The following is a 17,396-nucleotide window of genomic DNA, read 5'->3' as shown; positions in this document are numbered from 1 at the left end:
GTTATCCCTTGACTGCTTTGAGGATCAAGGGCACCAGTGCTTCAGGCAGCTTGATCTTGCCTGCCAATGCGAAATCGTGCGCGCGGGAAGACATCTTGTTCCAAGTCTTTTTGATGATCTCTATCCACTTGGCTTCGTCATACTCCGGATGGCCGCTGGCAAAACCGATCATGTAATACTCGATGAACACCAGATCCACCACGTCTTCCATCAACTGAGTCTCCGGATTGACCTTGAGTGCTTTCTTGCTGATGATCGTTTTTACACGATCTATCATTTCGTCGTCGTAGCCAACCTGCTTCATCAGATTGCCGGCGGTCTCGGCGTGAAACTTGTACAAGCCGGTGCGCCACTGCAGATAACCATTGCGATCCATGGGGAAGTTGCTGCGCGGACTTTTCCAGCGCTGGATGTGCTGGGCGCGCACGGCGAGTTTTACAGCTTCTGATGCTTCAGGCACATAACGTTCCTGCATATCGGTCATGCGCTGTGCGTACAGCAATTCCTTTGGATATTCCTTGCCATTGGACATTTCCTTGTTCGGGTCTTCGGCATTCGCCTTGTCAAAGGCAGCGATGGCGGCTTGATAGCGTTCTTGAGTCATATTGCTTTCTCGTTGGTTAATGTGGATACCGTTTGCTGCTCCTTGCATCGCCGCACAAAAGCGACGAAACGGGTGGCCCAGTAGCAACTGCCGATGGTGCGCAGATGGGTATAGGAAGCCAGCAGGTTATGCACGATAAGCCCGTCCCGGTCTCCATCGATGCCATAACCGCGCTCGACATGGTAAGCGAAGCGGCTATCCGGCGGAAGGTTCTCCAGGCTGGAATAGTGAAACTCGTGCGCTTTGATCTGTTTGGCGGGTGTACTCGGTCGCGGCCAGGGATGTGTTTCGTCTTCCTTGAGATGTACATAGCCGCGACCAATCGGTTTGTCGTGCATCTTTACATCGCCAGGGATCGCTCCGACCATCTGGTAAGTATGTCCCTGATACTCGATACCGCGTGACAGATACATCAATCCGCCGCATTCCGCATAGGCCGGCATGCCGCATTCGATAGCTTTCTTGATACCGGAACGCAATGCCACATTTGCTTCCAGTTCGGTTGCGCAGGTTTCCGGAAAGCCGCCTCCGATATAGAGTCCATCCACTTCCGGTAATTGTGCATCGCGCAAGGCGTCGAACGGTACCAGTTCCGCTCCCGCCGCTTCCAGTGCATCCAGGTCGTCAGCATAGTAAAAACCGAAGGAACGGTCGCGTGCGATACCGATGCGCACTTTCTCGCCGCACGGCAACGGACTGACTACGGCAGGAAATTTAATAATGTTATTCACGTTTGCCCTCTCTCCCTCTGGGAGAGAGTTGGAGTGAGGGCTGTGGTGCGGGATCGCGAGCGGTTCTTTTTGCGACAGCGCGAGCAACATCTCAAGGTCAACCTGTTCCGCAATAGCTTCACCGATCTGCTTGATCTTGGATGTGGCCACATGCGACTCGTTGCTGGGCATCAGGCCGAGATGGCGCTCGACGATGCTGAGGCGCTCGTCGTGATGGATAGCACCGATCACCGGCACATCGGTGTAATGTTCGATGACGGCGCGCAGCTTGGATTCGTGCCGGCTGCCGCCGAGATTGTTGAGGATGACCCCGGCGATATTGATGTCGCGGTCGAACGCCTGATAGCCAAGGATCAGCGGTGCGATGCCGCGCGTCATGCCGCGCGCGTCAATGACCAGCATCACGGGCAGGTCGAGCAGTTTGGCCAAGGCCGCATTGCTGTTGCTGCCGTCCAACGCCAAACCATCGTACAAACCCTTGTTGCCCTCGACCAGATTCACTTCCGCACTGTGGCGTGCAAAGGTGGCGACGATATCGTCGTTTTCCATCAGGTACAGATCGAGATTGCGGCAGGCATGTCCGGCAGCCTGGCTGAGCCACATCGGGTCGATATAATCGGGACCTTTCTTGAACGGCTGCACAACATGACCGCGCGCCGCAAGCGCCGCGCAAAGGCCGATGCTGACCATCGTTTTCCCGGAGGATTTATGTGCTGCCGAGATCAGCATACGGTTCATGGCAGCCTTCCTGCAAAGTTAATCTGCTACGTAGGGCTTGTCATGCGGCATGAAATCCAGAACACGCACGCCGACAGTCGTGATCACGAAAGCAATCGCCAGACCGCCGATACCCAGCAGGAATTCGTAGATGGATGGATGATAGGAGGAAATCTGCCCGTCACCGAAGCTGCTTTTGACCTCGAAGCCCGGGAAGATGTCGAGCGGAAAAGCCTGTCCGCCGATGATGAATACATACAGCAGCGACAAGGCTCCCAGAACCACCAGCGTTGAAGCCGCCATGACACACTTGGCTTTGCCCAGACCGGGAACATAGATCAACAGCAAAGGCAACAGATTGCCGATCACGATATATCCCCACCAGAACAGATTCGGGAAGACACCGCCATCGCGCAGGATGAAATTCTCAAAGGCGGATTTGTGCGCGAAATACAGGTTGGTCATATGGTAAACCGCCACCATGTACAGCGAACCGATGATGAACACCCCGAGCAGATTCTTTTTGCGGCGCAGAATGTCGGCATCAAGCGTCTTTTCGTTCCAGGCATAGATCACTGTCTGCACCACATGGAACACGGCCAATCCCCATGCGAACGACAACACGATGAACATCGGCGGCAAAATGGCCGACCCGTATGCTTGGCGCGCGGTCAGAAAGGCGAAGATCAGGCCGGTACCGGTGGTGAGGATGAAGCGCCAGGCAAAAACAGCCAATCCCGCTGCCTTGTTCCAGGGATTCATGCGGCGCTCCATCATCGTCCACAGGTAGACGATCACGAGCGAGAACATGCCCGAGTACAACACCACATTCCAGGCAAATACCGAGGTTAAATTGAAATTGGTTGCCGCCACGATGACGCGGTCCGGCCTGCCCAGATCCAGCATCAGGACGGTCAGGCCGCCTGCCAGCATGGCAATGGACAGCAGACTGGCCAGAGGTGCGCGCGCCTTGTAGATGGCCTTGCCAAACACCGATCCGATCGAGGCGACGTTAAGCACTCCGGAAGCTGCAACGATCAAAAAGATCGCGAATACATGCGGCATGCCCCACACGATCTGGTTGTTCATGCCGGTGATGATGTGACCGTGCGATTCCATCATGTGTACGGCATATAGCCCGGCCAGAATGAACAGCCCTGCAATTGCAAGCAGCACGTAGTACAAACGGTTCTTGTGACGCAATGCGTAAAGATCAACCATGTTTAGAGTCCCTGGTAACGGATGCCTGGATTCAGCTGCATATCAGCACGTACCTGAACGGAAACGACGCTGCGTATCTTCTGGGCTATCTCGCTGTTCGCATCATTCAGATTGCCAAACAGAATGGCTTTGTTCGGACACGCTTGCGAGCACGCAGTCTGTTTCCCTTCATCGATACGGTGCACGCATAAAGTACAGGATTCGACTGTGCCCTTGCCGCGCGGCACTTCCGGTTTCTGATCATGCAACGGCTCATGCACAAAGGAACGTGCCTTGTACGGGCAAGCCATCATGCAATAACGGCAACCGATGCAACGATGCCTGTCCACCAGAACGATCCCATCCGCACGCTTGAATGAAGCACCGGTTGGGCAGACATCCACGCAGGGGGGCTCCTCACAATGCTGGCACATCATAGGCAGCGACGTTTCGCGCCCACTGCTGATGTCCTTGATATCAATCTTGCGTATCCATTGCGAATCGGTAGGTAACGTTCCTCCCGACAATCCATTTTCCTTGTTGCAAGCGGTGACGCAATCGTTGCAGCCGGTCTTGCACTGTGCAGTATCGATCAGCATGCCCCAGCGCACCTTGCTGCTGGCAGCTTCCGTTTTACCGTGTGCGGTATCGAACAACAACATGCCCGGTGCGATGGCGACCGCCGCAGCACCTAGGGATGTCTTCAGGAATTGTCTGCGTTGTGTATCGTGATCGCTCATTTCACATCCTTATTGACGAGCGCTACCCTGCGTTTGCTGGCATGGCATTCGAAGCAATCGATCTTTACCGCCTCGTAACGATGGCAACCGGCACAGAAACTGTCTTCGCGCGCGATCACGCTGTCGTCTTTCAAGCTGGCATGACATTCCACGCAGTTCTTCAGACTGATCTGCTCGTCGCGTATCCCCTTGTGCACCGCCTCATCGCGTTGATGTATGAGCAGGTGCATATGGTTCTTGCGCATCCACTGAGGGTCTCGTACACACTGCCCGCCCTTGCCGATATCCAGCTTGGGCGCGTTCGCCTCGGTAGCCCATGCCAACGGGATGCAAAAGCAAAGCAGCAGAGATACGAGCAGCTTCATTATTCGCCCAAGCCCATTTGGATATAGCCAGTCGGACATACGTCTGCGCAAATGTGGCAACCGATGCACTTGTCATAGTCGGTAGCAACGTAACGCCCCAAGGTAGACTCGGTCTTCTTGACGCGATACACGGCAGTCTGCGGGCAATACACAACACAGTTGTCGCACTCGAAACACATGCCGCAGCTCATACAACGCTTGGCTTCGGCAACGGTCTGCTTCTCATCCAGCACTCCCAAACGATCCTGGAAGTTGCCCAATGCACTTTCCTTATCGAGTGTGGTAACCGCCCGTTGGTTGCGAGCCACATAAGAGAAGTGCCCGAGGAACAGCTTGTCATGCGGAATGATGTAGCGGTCGGAACGGTTGTCGAAATTATGTACCGCGGCGTTGGAATCGCAGGTGCCGCGCATCGGCTCGTGATTTTCCTTAGGCTCGAGACCTTTTTCAGCCAATTTCCTGATCAGATCGAATTGGTGCGCGTCGATCTTGGGACGTTTTTCCAGTTCCTGTCCATTCATGTAGTGGTGGATACCGTCGGCCGCGATGGAGCCGTGGCCGATAGCGGTGGTGAGCAGATGCGGGCGAATCACGTCGCCGCCGGCGAATACGCCGGGCTGTCCGTTCACGACGTAATTGCGGTCTGTGGAGACAGCACCCTTGCCATTGTTGAATTGTTCCAGTCCGGTGAAATCGACCGCCTGACCGATCGCAGAAACGATAAGGTCGGCTTCGATGTCATGTTCGCTGCCTTCGATGTTCTTGATCTCCAGCTTGCCGCCCGCCATCTTGGCTTCGCACTTCACCACTCGCAGTGCCGTGGCACGACCGTTAGCGTCGCGCACAAGACCGACAGGTGCCAGACTACCGATGATATGGATGCCTTCGGCAAGTGCCTGCTCTATTTCGTGCTTGTTGGCCTGCATCTTGTCAATGTTGAAAATCGAGGTCAGCGTGACTTCAGCACCTTGTTTGGCGGAAATATCAGCGACATCGTGTGCCAGTCTTCCGGCGATGGCGAGTTCGGCATCGGTCGGTTTGGCATGCTCGATGTGACCGAGACGACGCGCTACAGTCGCCACGTCGATGGAAGTATCTCCGCCACCCACCACTACCACGCGCTTGCCAACATGCTGCAGACGCCCATCGTTAAAGGCTTTCAGGAAGGCAGTCGCAGTCACAACGTTGGGAGCAGTACTATCGGCGATAGGCAATGCACGACCGGCTTGTGCACCCATACCGAGGAACACTGCGTCGAAATCTTTTCGAATCTGCTCCATCGTAATGTCGGTACCGACGCGCGTCTTCATGCGCGTCTTCACACCCAGATCGAGTATGCGCTGGATTTCAGCATCCAATACTTCGCGCGGCGTACGGAATCCGGGAATGCCGTAACGCATCATCCCGCCCAAAAATTCATGTTCGTCAAATACGGTAACTTCGTGTCCTTTTAACGCCAGTTGATAGGCGCAGGACAGGCCGGCCGGGCCGGCACCGAGGATAGCGACTTTCTTTCCTGTTGTTTGGGCAGGCTTGTTGAATTTGAGTTTGTTGGCGATCGCGTATTCGCCCAGGAAATGTTCGACCGAATTGATACCGACATGGTCTTCCACTTCGTTGCGATTACAACCTGTTTCGCACGGAGCCGGACATACGCGCCCCATCACCGAAGGGAACGGGTTGGCTTCAGTCAAACGGCGCCACGCGTACTCTTGCCAGGGCATTGTCGGCTTGCCGTCTGCACCGACAGGCGGCTTTTCGGTACCACGCACGATGGCCAGATATCCGCGAATGTCTTCACCCGCCGGGCAGCTTCCCTGGCATGGTGGCGTGGACTGTATATAAGTCGGACATTTGTAGGTATGGCTGGCCTGAAAAATCTGCTGGTTAAAGCGAACGGCTTTGCTATCGCCGTCCTTGTAACGACGGAATGTGATTTTCAACGGGGTTTCGCTCACTACTGACATTTTTTCATCTCCTCTTTATTTCGGTCCTAACTGGATCGCATTGCTCACCAGTTGATGCACGCCGCCCACCATTTTTCTGTCGAAACCGTAGATGGGCATGATTTTGGTAAATTGTGCCTTGCAGATGGCGCATATAGTCGCCATAAAATTGACGCCGTGCTCATCAACTGCCTGCTGCAACACTTCCATACGCGGCAGCGCCCCCTTCACACGCAGCTCAAGCAGATCGTCGGTAAGCAGTCCGCCGCCGCCGCCGCAGCAGAAGGTCTGTTCGCGCGTGGTATTGGGTGCCATCTCGACGAAGTTGTTGGCAACCGCCCTGATGATGTTGCGCGGAATCTCGAATTGCCCGCCGGGCAGATCGCCCATGCTCGAGCCGCGTGCCACATTGCAGGAGTCGTGGAAGGTGATGATGTGCTTATCGTTGGCCGACTTGTCGAAGGTCAGACGATTATCCTGAATCATGTCCCAAGTGAATTCGCAGATATGAGCCGGTTGCTTGTAGCGATGATCCAGTTGTTTTTGCAGCATCTGGGCGAACCGATCGTTGGCATCCGCACCTTCTCCAACCCCGGTCAGGGTATTCCAGAAGCTGTAGGCTACACGCCACGCATGCCCGCATTCTCCGACCACGATACGCTTTACGCCCAGCTCCAGCGCTGCCTGGCGGATACGCATGGCGATGGTGCGGAGCTGGTCGTAATTCCCGATGAACATGCCGAAATTGCCCGCCTCGGACGACATCGACGATAGCGTCCAGCTGGTACCTGTGGCATGGAATACTTTTGCGTAACCGATCAGGCTGTCGATATGCGGCTCGGCGAAAAAGTCGGCGGACGGCGTGATGAGCAGCACTTCCGCCCCCTTCACGTCCATTGGAAAACGCACATCAATGCCGGTTGCATCCTTGACGTCTTCTTCCAGACCTTCCAGCGTATCGAGCAACGCCGGGCCGGGCAGGCCGAGGTTGTTGCCGATTTTGTGTACCTTGCCGATGATCTCGTTGGAATATTTCTGTCCGTAGCCGACGGTATCGAGTATCTCGCGCGCGGCCATGGTGATTTCGGCAGTATCGATGCCGTAGGGACAGAACACCGAGCAGCGCCGGCATTCGGAACACTGGTTAAAATAGTTGTACCACTCGTCCAGCACTTCCCGCGTCAGATCGCGCGCCCCAACCAGTTTTGGAAACAGCTTGCCGGGCAATGTAAAGTAGCGGCGATAGACGCTGCGCAGCAGGTCCTGACGCGCCACCGGCATGTTCTTCGGGTCTTGCGTGCCGATAAAATAATGGCATTTGTCGGAGCATGCGCCGCAATGCACGCAGGCATCCATGAATACTTTTAGAGAACGGTATTTGGACAGCAAATCGCCCATCTTGCCGATGGCGCGGTCATGCCAGTCTTCCACCAGTTGGCCTGGAAAACCGAGGGCTTCGTTGAGCTTTTCGCCTGCAACAAATGGCCCCTTTCCTTCCATCGCTCCCGGCTTCAATGCGGGGATGATGGGGAATACGCGATAGGCCGGTGCTGTTATGTCCGCCATGCTATTTCTCCGATTCCAACTTGGCAGCCCAAGCGCTCAAATGGCGCTTCTCCCGCGAGTCGTCTTTCTGGTTGCGTGTCGGCGAAAAAAAGACTCCTGGCGCGTGCAGCAGTTTGCTGTTGGGGAACACGACCAGGAGTGACGCAACTAACGACAGATGAACCATTAACAACAGATCGGCAGGAAGCATTCCAACTTCAAAATGCATCAAGCCAAGGAAATATGTCTTCACTGCAATCACATCGGTGTGTGCAGCGAACTTCATCATCAAACCTGAAGCGGCTATACCGATAAGCAACAGCAGCATCAGGTGATCAGACGGTGTCGAGATGTAACGGATGCGCTCGACGAACATGCGTCGCGCCCACAGTCCGCACAATCCCAGCAGCATGGTGATACCTGCATACATCCCGAACGGCTGGATGAATGCGACCCATTCCCAAACCGGTTCAGTGAAATAGCGCAGATGGCGCAGGATCACCAACAACAGACTGGCATGGAACAACCAGCCCAGACCCCATGTCCACAAATTGGCCTTGAACAGGCTTTCGAAGAACACCACCTCGCGCGTCATGCGCAACACGACTCCGCCGGTCGTTTTCGGCGCAGGCGTAGTCGGTATCTTCAGCGGAACCGGGGTGCGGGCGTAGGTGCTGATACGATAGAGCAGCCCTACGACAAGCAACAGCGTCGCGAGATAAAACAGGATCGCAAAAACGATGCTCGCCATGAGAGAGTCCCTATAGCCTGACCTGAATCAAACGCAACCGGTGGGCTTGGGCAGACCGGCGATCTTGCATGCCTGCTTGCCTGGACCGTAAGGAAACAGGCCATACAGGTATTCGCTGTTGCCTTTTTCCGCACCGAGTTTCTTGCCGATAGCCTTGGTCAGAACACGCACTGCCGGAGCAATCTGGTATTCCTCGAAATACTCGCGCAGGAAGTTGACGACTTCCCAGTGCTGATCGGTCATGGTGACATTCTCAGTCTGTGCGATGTAATTCGCGACCTCAGTGTTCCAATCGGCCAGATTGGTCAGATAGCCCTCTTCATCAGTTTCGTAACTTTTACCGCCGACTTCGATTGTTGACATGCTTTTCTCCTTCTATATGCTATATGTTGCTGATTAAAGCCAAGATTGGCAGGTTTTGTTATTACTGGTCAGATCGACGAACCCGCCGTAATCGACTGGTGAAACACCTTCGATGAGCCGGTCACCCAGACCGCGCGCATCGAGATCCGGCATCAGGACATGTACCTTGAAGCGTCCCATCGCGGCCCGGAGTTTTGTCTCAAAAGCGCTGCCTCGCGTCGCCGCATAGACACCATCTTCGATAAGCAGAATGTCCCCGCCCGACGCCGTATTCAAACAACTTTCCAGCGAGACACTGGTCAGGGGCGATTTATTGATGATATGTAACATGCATTCCCCCTAGAAACTCAAGACCACGTCTTGCTCATCCATCAGCTTGCCCATCTCGGCACGGCTGAGCAAAGTCACGGGTACCAGAAAATCTTCCTCGGTAAGGCCGCGCGCTTCCATGGCTTCCTTTTCCACGTACAATTTCTCAATGTCGTAGTCTTCCAGGGCACGATAAGCGGGCGAGAAATTCTTGGTTTCTATCCCCTTTGTCTGCTGCCCTTTCTTCAACTGGTACACGCCGTCATCCAGAAACGCCAGCGATACATCCTGGTCAAAGGCCGCAGTGATCAATACCACCTCCAGCGACTCCAGCGCATAGATCGTGCCGTAAGGCGCTTTGCGATTGACGAACATGAATTTTTTAGCATCACTCATTTCGTCTCTCCTTAATCGCCGAAGGTGACCAGACGGTCACACTTGATTCCGGCTTCCACCAGTTGTCCCAGCCCGGAGATACGGAAACCCTGGGCCAGGTTTTCTTCCTTGATACCGCGACGCAAAGCCGCAGCAACGCAAACCACCAGATCCACCTTGTGCTCTTCAGCCAGCTTTGCCCAGCGATTCACGATATGCCGGTCATCCTGCGGTGGCTCAGTCAACTTCGACGCGTTGTTGACGCCATCGTGGTAGAAGAACACGCGCCATACTTCGTGCCCTTTGGCAATGGCAGCCTTGGCAAACAGATAAGCCGAATCGCTGGCTTGATGCTGGTATGGCCCCTCGTTGACGACGATTCCGAATTTCATCAAGAACTCCCCGCTTAGAAACGAATATGCGTCGAAGCGTTCAGATTGGAACGTGAACCGCGCCAATCGTCGATCAGATACTTGGTGAACGGCAATCCGGTCTTTTCAAAGAAACGCGGCCAGCCGATACGATCGATCCAGTCAGCCATACGCTCCCAAGGACGGGCATCCGCCTTGTAAACGCGAAGGATATTCTTTACTGCTGCGCCGACTTCGGGCCAGCGGGGAGCATTGTTCGGATATCCGGATGCGACCATCTTCATGAAAGTCGGCTTGCCGCGTGCGTTGGAGTTTTTGCCGCCTACCCAGATCGCCAGCTTGGAATTCTCCGGGTCGTTGATCTGCATCGGTGGGCAGGGAGGATAGCAAGCACCGCAGCACATGCATTTCGACTCGTCGATTTCCAGCGAAGGCTTGCCATTCACCATTGCCGGACGGATCGCGGCTACCGGGCAACGCGCCACAACGGCCGGGCGTTCGCACACGTTGGCAACCAGGTCATGATTAATGACTGGCGGCTTGGTGTGTTGCACGATGATGGCGATGTCGGCCTGTCCGCCGCAATTGATCTCGCAGCAGGATGTGGACATATGCACACGATTCGGCATTTCTTCTTGCTTGAACTCTTCGATCAGTTCGTCCATCAGCGCTTTCACCACACCGGATGCATCCGTACCCGGAATGTCGCAGTGCAGCCAACCCTGGGTGTGTGCGATCATCGTCACCGAGTTTCCGGTGCCACCAACCGGGAAGCCATGCTTTTCCAGTTCAGCGATCAGCGGTGCAACCTTCTTCTCTTCCGACACGATGTACTCGATGTTGGAACGAATGGTGAAGCGCACGCGACCTTCGGCGAACTTGTCGGCGATATCACAAAGCGTGCGAATGGTATAGACATCCATCTGGCGTTGCGTACCGGCACGTACTGTCCATACCTCATCACCTGAGTGTGACACGTGGTGCAGCACGCCCGGACGGGGACGATCGTGATATTTCCAGTTGCCGTAGTTCTTTGCCAGCAACGGGTGCAGGTATTTCTTGTTGTCCGGTACGCCAGTCTCTTTAGGCTTGCGCATCTGTACAGGGGCGGGTGCATTCATTTTCTATCTCCTCAGGCTGCTTGCTTTTTGGCTTTGATTTTTGCAACTTCATCATCCCAACCGTCGGTACGGACGTAGGGGTTCATGCGTGGCGAGTTGATCATTGCCGGATCGACTTCCACTTCCATCGCGTCCAGGAAGTTGGCCAAACCGATACGCTCGATCATCTCGCCGGTACGCTCGTGTTCCAACGCGTTCTCGGCAAAGAAATCAATGGTGCGCTGTCCGAAATCGACCAGCTTCTCGACTTCCTCTTCAGTTTCCAGCTTCATGAACGGAATGACTACTGTTCCCATCAGCCCGCCGATCTTAAGGTGACTCTTGCCGCCAACCAATACGCTTGCGCCCTTGTCCTTGCCGGGAGCCAATGCGCCGGTCATCACATTGATGCAGTGCATGCAACGTACGCAATCCTGATTGTCGATCTCGATTCCGTGCGTATCGCTCACTGCAACACTGGTGATATGCTCGCCGGTTTTGATTTTCTTGAGTTCCTTGACCTGAAATGTTTTGGTCGGGCAGCGCGCAACAATGTCATTCACCAGCTCATCCATGCCGTGCTTGGCGAACCATTTCTTGGCCAATCCTTCATCGGTACGGATGTTGTCGCGCCACGTGCCAATCACGGCCATGTCTGAACGTTGTATCGCATTCATGCAGTCGTTCGGGCAGCCGGAGAATTTGAACTTGAATTTGTATGGCAACGAAGGACGGTGCAGATCGTCCAGGAATGTATTCAGGACCGCACGGTGCGCTTTTGCCTCGTCATAGCAAGACTGTTCGCAACGTGCCGCACCTACGCAAGACATCGAGGTACGTACCGCAGGGCCAGCGCCGCCCAGGTCAAAACCCATCTCATTGATCTCGTCAAAAGCCTTTTGCACATTCTCGGTAGTGCAACCCTGGAACATGATGTCGCCGGACTGGCCGTGGAACGCGATCAGGCCCGAGCCGTGCTTTTCCCAGATATCACAGAATTTACGCAGTGTATCGGTATCGTAGTGCATGCCGGGAGGTGGCATAACGCGCAGGGTATGAAATTCCGCAGCATCCTTGTAAACGGCCTGGCCGTTCTCATCCTTGAGTTCGGTAAAGCGCGGAATAACACCGCCGCCATAACCGAACACGCCGACCGTACCGCCCTTCCAGTATCCCTTGCGAGTCTTGTACGATGTCTCAAGTTGCCCGAGCAGATCGACCATGAGGTCTTTGTCTTTGGCGAGCCGTTTCAGGCCGGTCACAAAACTCGGCCATTTACCTTTTTCCAGTTCATCCAGATTTGGAGTGTCATACATTTTTTTTGCCATGATATTTTCCTTTCAAGTCGCGTTGAGCTACATTGCCCGGCGGGGCCTGGAATTCCTAAATGTCGTACGGGCTCTGGTACTGAATCATAACCACCGACCCGGTTTCTTAATGGTTCCGCATGGTACGGCGCAACATCAAGCCTAACTATTACCCTTAGCGACTATCCAAAGTAACCCTTAAGGGGGGTACTTTTCGCTTCCCCAGTAGTATTCCAATCAGGATGACATTGGCGCTAGACTTAGCGCATATACTGGGTCCCCTGTTCCATTGCCTGCCTATCAGACGTTATTTAAGGAAAAACATGGCGAAAATCACCGAATTGAACAAGATCCATGTCCCTTTGGGGGGGCAACAGATCGAATTGCAACAGATAGACCATACAGAGGATGGGATGAGCATGCTACGAGTTCGCATCCGTGAGGGCAAACGTTTCACCATTTTCGACATCGATCCGGCAACGGCAGGACAATGGGCGGCGACCATGCTGCAATGGGCCAACTCACAAGGTAATGGCAAGTGACAGCCCCGCACACTGAAATGATCGATGTGGTTTTCGACATAAGCGGCGGAACTTTACCCTCCGCGTATCCCTATGCATTATGGGACGAACTTGTTCGGCTCGCCCCACAACTCGGGGAAGATGAAAATGTTGGCGTCATCCCCTTGCGCATGGCCACCAGCAAGGAAGGAATGTTGCTCCCGAAACGCGCCAAGCTGGTGTTGCGCTTGCCGCATGCGCTTGCCGATATCGTTTCCGAGCTGGCGCAGAAACAAATGCGTGTGGCAGACAGTTTGATACAGCTTGGCTCATGCAAAAAAAAACCGATATCGCACTACCCCACCCTGCATGCGCATTTGGTAACTGGCGCCGATGATGAAATCGAATTCATGAAAGAAGTGGAATCGGCTCTTGCAGAGATGGGGGTTGAAGCTAAATTGATCTGCGGCCAACGCCTCACCCTGACAAATGGCGAGCGCGCAATCAATGGATACAGTCTGGTTTTGCATGACCTCAGTCCGGAAGATTCGTTACGTATACAGTATTCCGGATTGGGTGAGGAACGGCAGTTTGGCTGCGGTATTTTTGTGCCGTACAAGGTCATCTCCGGTCTGGAGTGACGTTTTATTGAGAGAAAGGGAAAACAAAAATGGGATACACAGTTGCTGGAAACGAATTGGAAACAAATGATGACGGTTTTCTGTTGGAACCTGACTTTAGCGAGGAAGCGGTAAGCGTGATCGCGGCCGCCGAAGGGATCGAACTGACACCCAAACACTGGGAAGTCATCAACTACATGCGCGAACAGTACCGCGAACATGGCCACACCCCCAACTTCCGCAACATGCTGAAGGACATCAACGAATTTTGGCCGGAAGCCGACAGCAAGGCTTTGTACGATCTGTTTCCGATGGGGCCAGCCAAACAGGCCGCAAAAGTCGCCGGATTGCCGCAACCTCTGGGCAAAGGCGGATACTGAAACAACGCATCGGCATGGGTGCGCCATGGCTGCCCCCCCATGCACAGGCGATTGGCTAAACAGAAAGCCATGAACCAAATTGGCACCAGCAAAAGCAGTAAATCGACACCAGGCAAGTCGCTGGTGATAAGGAGATGAAGATGGGAATGGATATGGTCAACGTAGTGCTCGACATGAAGGGGCTTTCGTGCCCCAGACCGCTCATCGGGGCGAAACGCATGGTCGATGAGCTTGCCGCGGGACAGGTGTTGCTGCTGATATCGGATTGTCCTGGAACACAGGATGACCTGTTCGCCTGGGCGAAGCTGACCGGCAACCAGATACTGAAAGCCGAGAAGATGCCCGATGGTGGAACCGGCTATCACATCCAGAAAGGCGAAGGACATGCACACAATGCCAACGTCACGCTGGACATACGCGGCGCAGTCTGTCCCGGCCCCATCGTCGAGGCCAAGAAGCTCCTGAACGGAATGCAGACAGGCGAAGTGTTGAAACTGGTCAGCGATTGCCCTGGCGTGCAGTCCGACATCGGCGGCTGGGCTTCAGCCACCGGCATGACTGTGTTGGAAACCGCTGAAGCGGCGGCCGGCGTGCACGAGTTCTACATTCGTAAAGGCTGAACCTTGCGCATCAAAAGCAGCTGGTTCAAGGATGGCCGCGAACGTACTCCGCAAGAGATTTCGGATGCCTTGGCATTTGTCGTTTCTCGCATTGCGGACAATGCCCTGAAAAACACGCGCAATGCGAAATTCGAGATTGAGGTCGGTCCCCAATATTTCGAGTTTCTCGCCGAGTTTTCGCTCTTCCTCATCATTTCCGCCGACCGGATTGCCTATGGCAAACTTTCGGAGGCGGACAGGTTCATTTTTACCAGCAACCTAGCGAACCGCGTGGCAGAAACCTATGCCGAGAACCGCAGCCGTCTGCTCGTCGAAGACATCAAGGAGTGCAAGCGGCGCTTCATCGATTTGCTCAACCAGCGCGCCGGCGAGTACGCCGAATTCGGCTACGACGAGAACGGCCCAGCCTATACTTTCTATCGTTATCTCGCCTATTGCATCGGCGAAATCATGACCGATAAAGACAGCGGCTGGATCATCGATCAGATCATCAGCTTCGAAGCACCGGAGGCAATACAGATGGTCGAAAAGACCCTGCGCGGCCTGTATGAAGCCGAACCGAAAAAATCGCGCCGTCGCGCCTCGACCAGCGGGGACTGAATGAAAAATCCTTTTGATCTGGGCGATACCGAAAGTTACCTGCGCTGGCGCGAACAAAAACTCGCTTCCGCGCCAAAATCAGTGAACGAACTCATCGTCGAAGTGCATGATCCGCGCGCGCTGACGCCAATCGAACACAATGCGCTGGCCGAGTGTGTTCGCCGCAGCAACATGGCGATCTACGCCAGCCCCTTCCACGATGCCGACACCGAAATCCCGCGCTTGCTGGGCGCCCAATTCGGTCTGGAACACCTGGATGCCAACTGGCTGGCGGGTGAAGACGGTATCTCCGAAATCCGCGTATTCGACAACGGTACGCGACAGAACTACATTCCTTACACCGACAGGCCGATCAAGTGGCACACCGATGGCTATTACAACCCGCCGGAACGCACTATCCGCGGCATGGTGCTGCATTGCGTGCGCAATGCCAGCAGCGGCGGCGAGAACCAGCTGATGGACCACGAAATGGCCTACCTGCTGTTGCGTGACGAAAACCCCCAGCACATTCAGGCGTTGATGCAAGCCGATGCGATGACCATTCCGGACCGTGTGGATGAAGCGGACGGGGTGCGTACCGCGCAGAGCGGCCCGGTGTTCTCTCTGGATACTGCCGGAGATCTCCACATGCGCTACACCGCACGCACCCGCAGCATCGAATGGAAACACGATGCCGCAACACTTGCAGCGGTCGCCGCATTGGAACGCCTGCTTGCGTCCGATACGCCGCACATCTTCAAGGCTCACCTCGATCCCGGCATGGGACTGCTATGCAACAATGTGTTGCATGATCGCAGTGCCTTTATCGACGCCCCTGGCCAGCCGCCGCGTTTACTGTATCGCGCACGTTATCTGGACAGGATGAACACTTGAGAATCCGCTAAAGCTTTCACGATCCAAGTCGATACCCTTACAGACAAGCTTGCTTTCAATCCGATTGAAGAAATTCCACTGTAAAGGATAATCGTGGCTAGCAATTCACCTTCAATTCTCAGGCAACTCAAATACTCATTTTTAGGCTTCGGCCTGACCATGGGTTTGGTATTTCCACTGTATGCCAACTTCTTCGTTAATTGGAAGGAAGGCATGCTGGTCTGGTTCTGCGTGGGTTGTATTGTCGCCGGCATCACCATCGGCATTTCCAACCATAAACTGCTCGAATGGCTGCTCGTTCGCAAATTGCGTCTTGTCGCCGTCGCATCTGAGCGTATCCGCCAAGGCGATTTGCGCGAAGGATGCGGCTTGCGCAGCGCGGATACAGTCGGTGAGATCACTGAAGGTTTTGACGCAATGGCGACCAGTCTGCGCGTGACCATGACCGAAGTGGCACAGTCTGCCGGCTCTGTGGATACGACTGCGCGCGAAATTGGCACATCCATGCAAACACTGGGTGGCGACATGGAGAAATATCGCCAGGATGCGCAGGAAATAATCAAAGTCATCAACGGAATGGCTGATGCTGCCAACACCATCCTCACTTTGTCGGATGCCGCACGAAACAGCGCATCTTCCGCCGACAATCTGGTGCGCAACGGCGTATCGCAAGTAGCCAATACTGAAAAAGCCATCTCGGTACTGGATGAAGCCAGTCGCAAGATATCGGCCAATGCGAGCAGTCTTGCGATCAGCGCCAAAGAGGTCGAGACAGCGGTGTCTGCCATACGTGCCATTGCCGAACAAACCAATCTGCTCGCCCTCAACGCCGCCATTGAGGCCGCGCGTGCGGGCGAACAAGGCCGCGGGTTCGCCGTCGTGGCGGACGAGGTTAGAAAGCTGTCAGAGCAGGCTGCGCAGGCCACTACACGCATCGATGCCGTTCTGAAACGAGTCAGTGCCGACGTCGCTTCCACAGTCAGCATTTCGGAAGAGAACGCCATCGCAGTTCAGGATGGACTTCAGGCAGCCAAATCATCTTCTGAAATATTCGTTCAAATCGAAAAATCGACAGTAGACATGAAGCACTCGGTAGAAGCTGTGCGTGAAGCCGCCGACGATCAGCAAATGCTGGTGGGCATCGTTCTCTCACGCATGTCGGAAAGTGAATCCAGAACGGAGAGTGTTGCCGATCTCACCAAATTTTGTATAAAAGAAGCAGACCGCATGATTGAGGCGGCGCAGGCGCTTAATGCCACCACCAAGAAATTTGTCGTGTGAGTTTTTGTGCTTTAGTATAAGGAAAACTTCGTCTCCATCCGATTGGACAAAAGCAAATCCTGCTCATTAAAAAGCCCGCCGTAAAGGCGGGCTTTTTA

The 17,396-nt window shown here is 54.5% G+C and carries 21 protein-coding genes; 7 read left to right on the top strand and 14 right to left on the bottom strand.

The window, feature by feature from the left end:
• Position 1 precedes the first annotated feature (1 nt).
• The 14 genes from QOY30_RS08335 to dsrA are packed head-to-tail and all read right to left on the bottom strand — an operon-like array spanning position 2 to position 12,445.
• Positions 2-604, bottom strand: coding sequence for a DUF4202 domain-containing protein (locus QOY30_RS08335; RefSeq protein ID WP_283744164.1), 603 nt, complete (start codon positions 602-604; stop codon positions 2-4).
• Positions 601-2,073 carry a cobyrinic acid a,c-diamide synthase CobB gene (locus QOY30_RS08330; RefSeq protein ID WP_283744163.1) on the bottom strand — a complete coding sequence of 491 codons (1,473 nt, stop codon included), beginning with the start codon at positions 2,071-2,073 and terminating at the stop codon, positions 601-603. The genes QOY30_RS08335 and QOY30_RS08330 overlap by 4 nt, the downstream gene beginning before the upstream one ends.
• Positions 2,074-2,091: 18 nt before the next feature.
• On the bottom strand, positions 2,092-3,273 hold the full coding sequence (gene nrfD / locus QOY30_RS08325) for an NrfD/PsrC family molybdoenzyme membrane anchor subunit (RefSeq protein ID WP_283744162.1): 1,182 nt from the start codon (positions 3,271-3,273) through the stop codon (positions 2,092-2,094).
• A gap of 2 nt (positions 3,274-3,275) precedes the next feature.
• On the bottom strand, positions 3,276-3,992 hold the full coding sequence (dsrO, locus tag QOY30_RS08320; RefSeq protein ID WP_283744161.1) for a sulfate reduction electron transfer complex DsrMKJOP subunit DsrO: 717 nt from the start codon (positions 3,990-3,992) through the stop codon (positions 3,276-3,278).
• A complete protein-coding gene (locus tag QOY30_RS08315) occupies positions 3,989-4,357 on the bottom strand; it encodes a hypothetical protein (RefSeq protein ID WP_283744160.1) in 369 nt (122 codons plus the stop codon). The genes dsrO and QOY30_RS08315 overlap by 4 nt, the downstream gene beginning before the upstream one ends.
• A complete protein-coding gene (locus QOY30_RS08310) occupies positions 4,357-6,324 on the bottom strand; it encodes an NAD(P)-binding protein (protein WP_283744159.1) in 1,968 nt (655 codons plus the stop codon). The genes QOY30_RS08315 and QOY30_RS08310 overlap by 1 nt, the downstream gene beginning before the upstream one ends.
• Before the next feature lie 15 nt (positions 6,325-6,339).
• Positions 6,340-7,869, bottom strand: a complete 1,530-nt coding sequence (gene dsrK / locus QOY30_RS08305; protein WP_283744158.1) for a sulfate reduction electron transfer complex DsrMKJOP subunit DsrK — start codon at positions 7,867-7,869, stop codon at positions 6,340-6,342.
• Between the two features lies 1 nt (position 7,870).
• Positions 7,871-8,599 carry a respiratory nitrate reductase subunit gamma gene (locus QOY30_RS08300; protein WP_283744157.1) on the bottom strand — a complete coding sequence of 243 codons (729 nt, stop codon included), beginning with the start codon at positions 8,597-8,599 and terminating at the stop codon, positions 7,871-7,873.
• Between the two features lie 27 nt (positions 8,600-8,626).
• Positions 8,627-8,962, bottom strand: a complete 336-nt coding sequence (locus QOY30_RS08295) for a TusE/DsrC/DsvC family sulfur relay protein (protein WP_283744156.1) — start codon at positions 8,960-8,962, stop codon at positions 8,627-8,629.
• A 33-nt stretch (positions 8,963-8,995) separates the two neighbouring features.
• On the bottom strand, positions 8,996-9,292 hold the full coding sequence (tusB, locus tag QOY30_RS08290) for a sulfurtransferase complex subunit TusB (protein ID WP_283744155.1): 297 nt from the start codon (positions 9,290-9,292) through the stop codon (positions 8,996-8,998).
• Between the two features lie 9 nt (positions 9,293-9,301).
• Positions 9,302-9,667, bottom strand: a complete 366-nt coding sequence (tusC, locus tag QOY30_RS08285) for a sulfurtransferase complex subunit TusC (protein ID WP_283744154.1) — start codon at positions 9,665-9,667, stop codon at positions 9,302-9,304.
• Between the two features lie 11 nt (positions 9,668-9,678).
• On the bottom strand, positions 9,679-10,038 hold the full coding sequence (tusD, locus tag QOY30_RS08280; RefSeq protein WP_283744153.1) for a sulfurtransferase complex subunit TusD: 360 nt from the start codon (positions 10,036-10,038) through the stop codon (positions 9,679-9,681).
• Between the two features lie 14 nt (positions 10,039-10,052).
• Positions 10,053-11,138 carry a dissimilatory-type sulfite reductase subunit beta gene (gene dsrB, locus QOY30_RS08275; RefSeq protein WP_283744152.1) on the bottom strand — a complete coding sequence of 362 codons (1,086 nt, stop codon included), beginning with the start codon at positions 11,136-11,138 and terminating at the stop codon, positions 10,053-10,055.
• Between the two features lie 11 nt (positions 11,139-11,149).
• Positions 11,150-12,445 carry a dissimilatory-type sulfite reductase subunit alpha gene (dsrA, locus tag QOY30_RS08270; RefSeq protein WP_283744151.1) on the bottom strand — a complete coding sequence of 432 codons (1,296 nt, stop codon included), beginning with the start codon at positions 12,443-12,445 and terminating at the stop codon, positions 11,150-11,152.
• 302 nt (positions 12,446-12,747) lie between these two features.
• Here dsrA and QOY30_RS08265 point away from each other — a divergent pair, with 302 nt between their 5' ends.
• From QOY30_RS08265 to QOY30_RS08235, 7 genes are all read left to right on the top strand, one after another.
• The gene (locus QOY30_RS08265) at positions 12,748-12,966 is read left to right on the top strand and encodes a DUF6967 family protein (protein ID WP_283744150.1); all 219 of its coding nucleotides are present in this window, start codon (positions 12,748-12,750) and stop codon (positions 12,964-12,966) included.
• Positions 12,963-13,565, top strand: a complete 603-nt coding sequence (gene cas6 / locus QOY30_RS08260; protein ID WP_283744149.1) for a type I-MYXAN CRISPR-associated protein Cas6/Cmx6 — start codon at positions 12,963-12,965, stop codon at positions 13,563-13,565. Before QOY30_RS08265 ends, cas6 begins: the two co-directional genes overlap by 4 nt.
• Positions 13,566-13,594: 29 nt before the next feature.
• Positions 13,595-13,924, top strand: a complete 330-nt coding sequence (locus QOY30_RS08255) for a TusE/DsrC/DsvC family sulfur relay protein (RefSeq protein ID WP_283744148.1) — start codon at positions 13,595-13,597, stop codon at positions 13,922-13,924.
• Between the two features lie 134 nt (positions 13,925-14,058).
• Positions 14,059-14,544 carry a sulfurtransferase TusA family protein gene (locus QOY30_RS08250; protein WP_283744147.1) on the top strand — a complete coding sequence of 162 codons (486 nt, stop codon included), beginning with the start codon at positions 14,059-14,061 and terminating at the stop codon, positions 14,542-14,544.
• A 3-nt stretch (positions 14,545-14,547) separates the two neighbouring features.
• Positions 14,548-15,144, top strand: coding sequence for a hypothetical protein (locus QOY30_RS08245; protein ID WP_283744146.1), 597 nt, complete (start codon positions 14,548-14,550; stop codon positions 15,142-15,144).
• Positions 15,145-16,017 carry a TauD/TfdA family dioxygenase gene (locus tag QOY30_RS08240; protein WP_283744145.1) on the top strand — a complete coding sequence of 291 codons (873 nt, stop codon included), beginning with the start codon at positions 15,145-15,147 and terminating at the stop codon, positions 16,015-16,017.
• Between the two features lie 93 nt (positions 16,018-16,110).
• Positions 16,111-17,298 (top strand): methyl-accepting chemotaxis protein, encoded by a 1,188-nt coding sequence (locus QOY30_RS08235; protein WP_283744144.1) that lies wholly within the window; start codon positions 16,111-16,113, stop codon positions 17,296-17,298.
• Positions 17,299-17,396 lie beyond the last annotated feature (98 nt).

This window comes from Sideroxydans sp. CL21, assembly GCF_902459525.1.
Lineage (GTDB): Bacteria > Pseudomonadota > Gammaproteobacteria > Burkholderiales > Gallionellaceae > Sideroxyarcus.
Note: the sequence above shows the minus strand (reverse complement) of the source record. Positions and strands in the feature narration are given on the sequence as shown.

What these genes read in the sequence shown, in the direction of transcription:
- nrfD (WP_283744162.1), bottom strand. Translation starts at nt 3,273, where the DNA reads ATGGTTGATCTTTACGCATTGCGTCACAAGAACCGTTTGTACTACGTG.
- QOY30_RS08310 (WP_283744159.1), bottom strand. Translation starts at nt 6,324, where the DNA reads ATGTCAGTAGTGAGCGAAACCCCGTTGAAAATCACATTCCGTCGTTAC.
- QOY30_RS08330 (WP_283744163.1), bottom strand. Translation starts at nt 2,073, where the DNA reads ATGAACCGTATGCTGATCTCGGCAGCACATAAATCCTCCGGGAAAACG.
- tusD (WP_283744153.1), bottom strand. Translation starts at nt 10,038, where the DNA reads ATGAAATTCGGAATCGTCGTCAACGAGGGGCCATACCAGCATCAAGCC.
- QOY30_RS08295 (WP_283744156.1), bottom strand. Translation starts at nt 8,962, where the DNA reads ATGTCAACAATCGAAGTCGGCGGTAAAAGTTACGAAACTGATGAAGAG.
- QOY30_RS08315 (WP_283744160.1), bottom strand. Translation starts at nt 4,357, where the DNA reads ATGAAGCTGCTCGTATCTCTGCTGCTTTGCTTTTGCATCCCGTTGGCA.
- dsrO (WP_283744161.1), bottom strand. Translation starts at nt 3,992, where the DNA reads ATGAGCGATCACGATACACAACGCAGACAATTCCTGAAGACATCCCTA.
- QOY30_RS08250 (WP_283744147.1), top strand. Translation starts at nt 14,059, where the DNA reads ATGAAGATGGGAATGGATATGGTCAACGTAGTGCTCGACATGAAGGGG.
- QOY30_RS08335 (WP_283744164.1), bottom strand. Translation starts at nt 604, where the DNA reads ATGACTCAAGAACGCTATCAAGCCGCCATCGCTGCCTTTGACAAGGCG.
- dsrA (WP_283744151.1), bottom strand. Translation starts at nt 12,445, where the DNA reads ATGGCAAAAAAAATGTATGACACTCCAAATCTGGATGAACTGGAAAAA.
- QOY30_RS08265 (WP_283744150.1), top strand. Translation starts at nt 12,748, where the DNA reads ATGGCGAAAATCACCGAATTGAACAAGATCCATGTCCCTTTGGGGGGG.
- tusC (WP_283744154.1), bottom strand. Translation starts at nt 9,667, where the DNA reads ATGAGTGATGCTAAAAAATTCATGTTCGTCAATCGCAAAGCGCCTTAC.
- dsrK (WP_283744158.1), bottom strand. Translation starts at nt 7,869, where the DNA reads ATGGCGGACATAACAGCACCGGCCTATCGCGTATTCCCCATCATCCCC.
- QOY30_RS08240 (WP_283744145.1), top strand. Translation starts at nt 15,145, where the DNA reads ATGAAAAATCCTTTTGATCTGGGCGATACCGAAAGTTACCTGCGCTGG.
- QOY30_RS08255 (WP_283744148.1), top strand. Translation starts at nt 13,595, where the DNA reads ATGGGATACACAGTTGCTGGAAACGAATTGGAAACAAATGATGACGGT.
- dsrB (WP_283744152.1), bottom strand. Translation starts at nt 11,138, where the DNA reads ATGAATGCACCCGCCCCTGTACAGATGCGCAAGCCTAAAGAGACTGGC.
- tusB (WP_283744155.1), bottom strand. Translation starts at nt 9,292, where the DNA reads ATGTTACATATCATCAATAAATCGCCCCTGACCAGTGTCTCGCTGGAA.
- QOY30_RS08300 (WP_283744157.1), bottom strand. Translation starts at nt 8,599, where the DNA reads ATGGCGAGCATCGTTTTTGCGATCCTGTTTTATCTCGCGACGCTGTTG.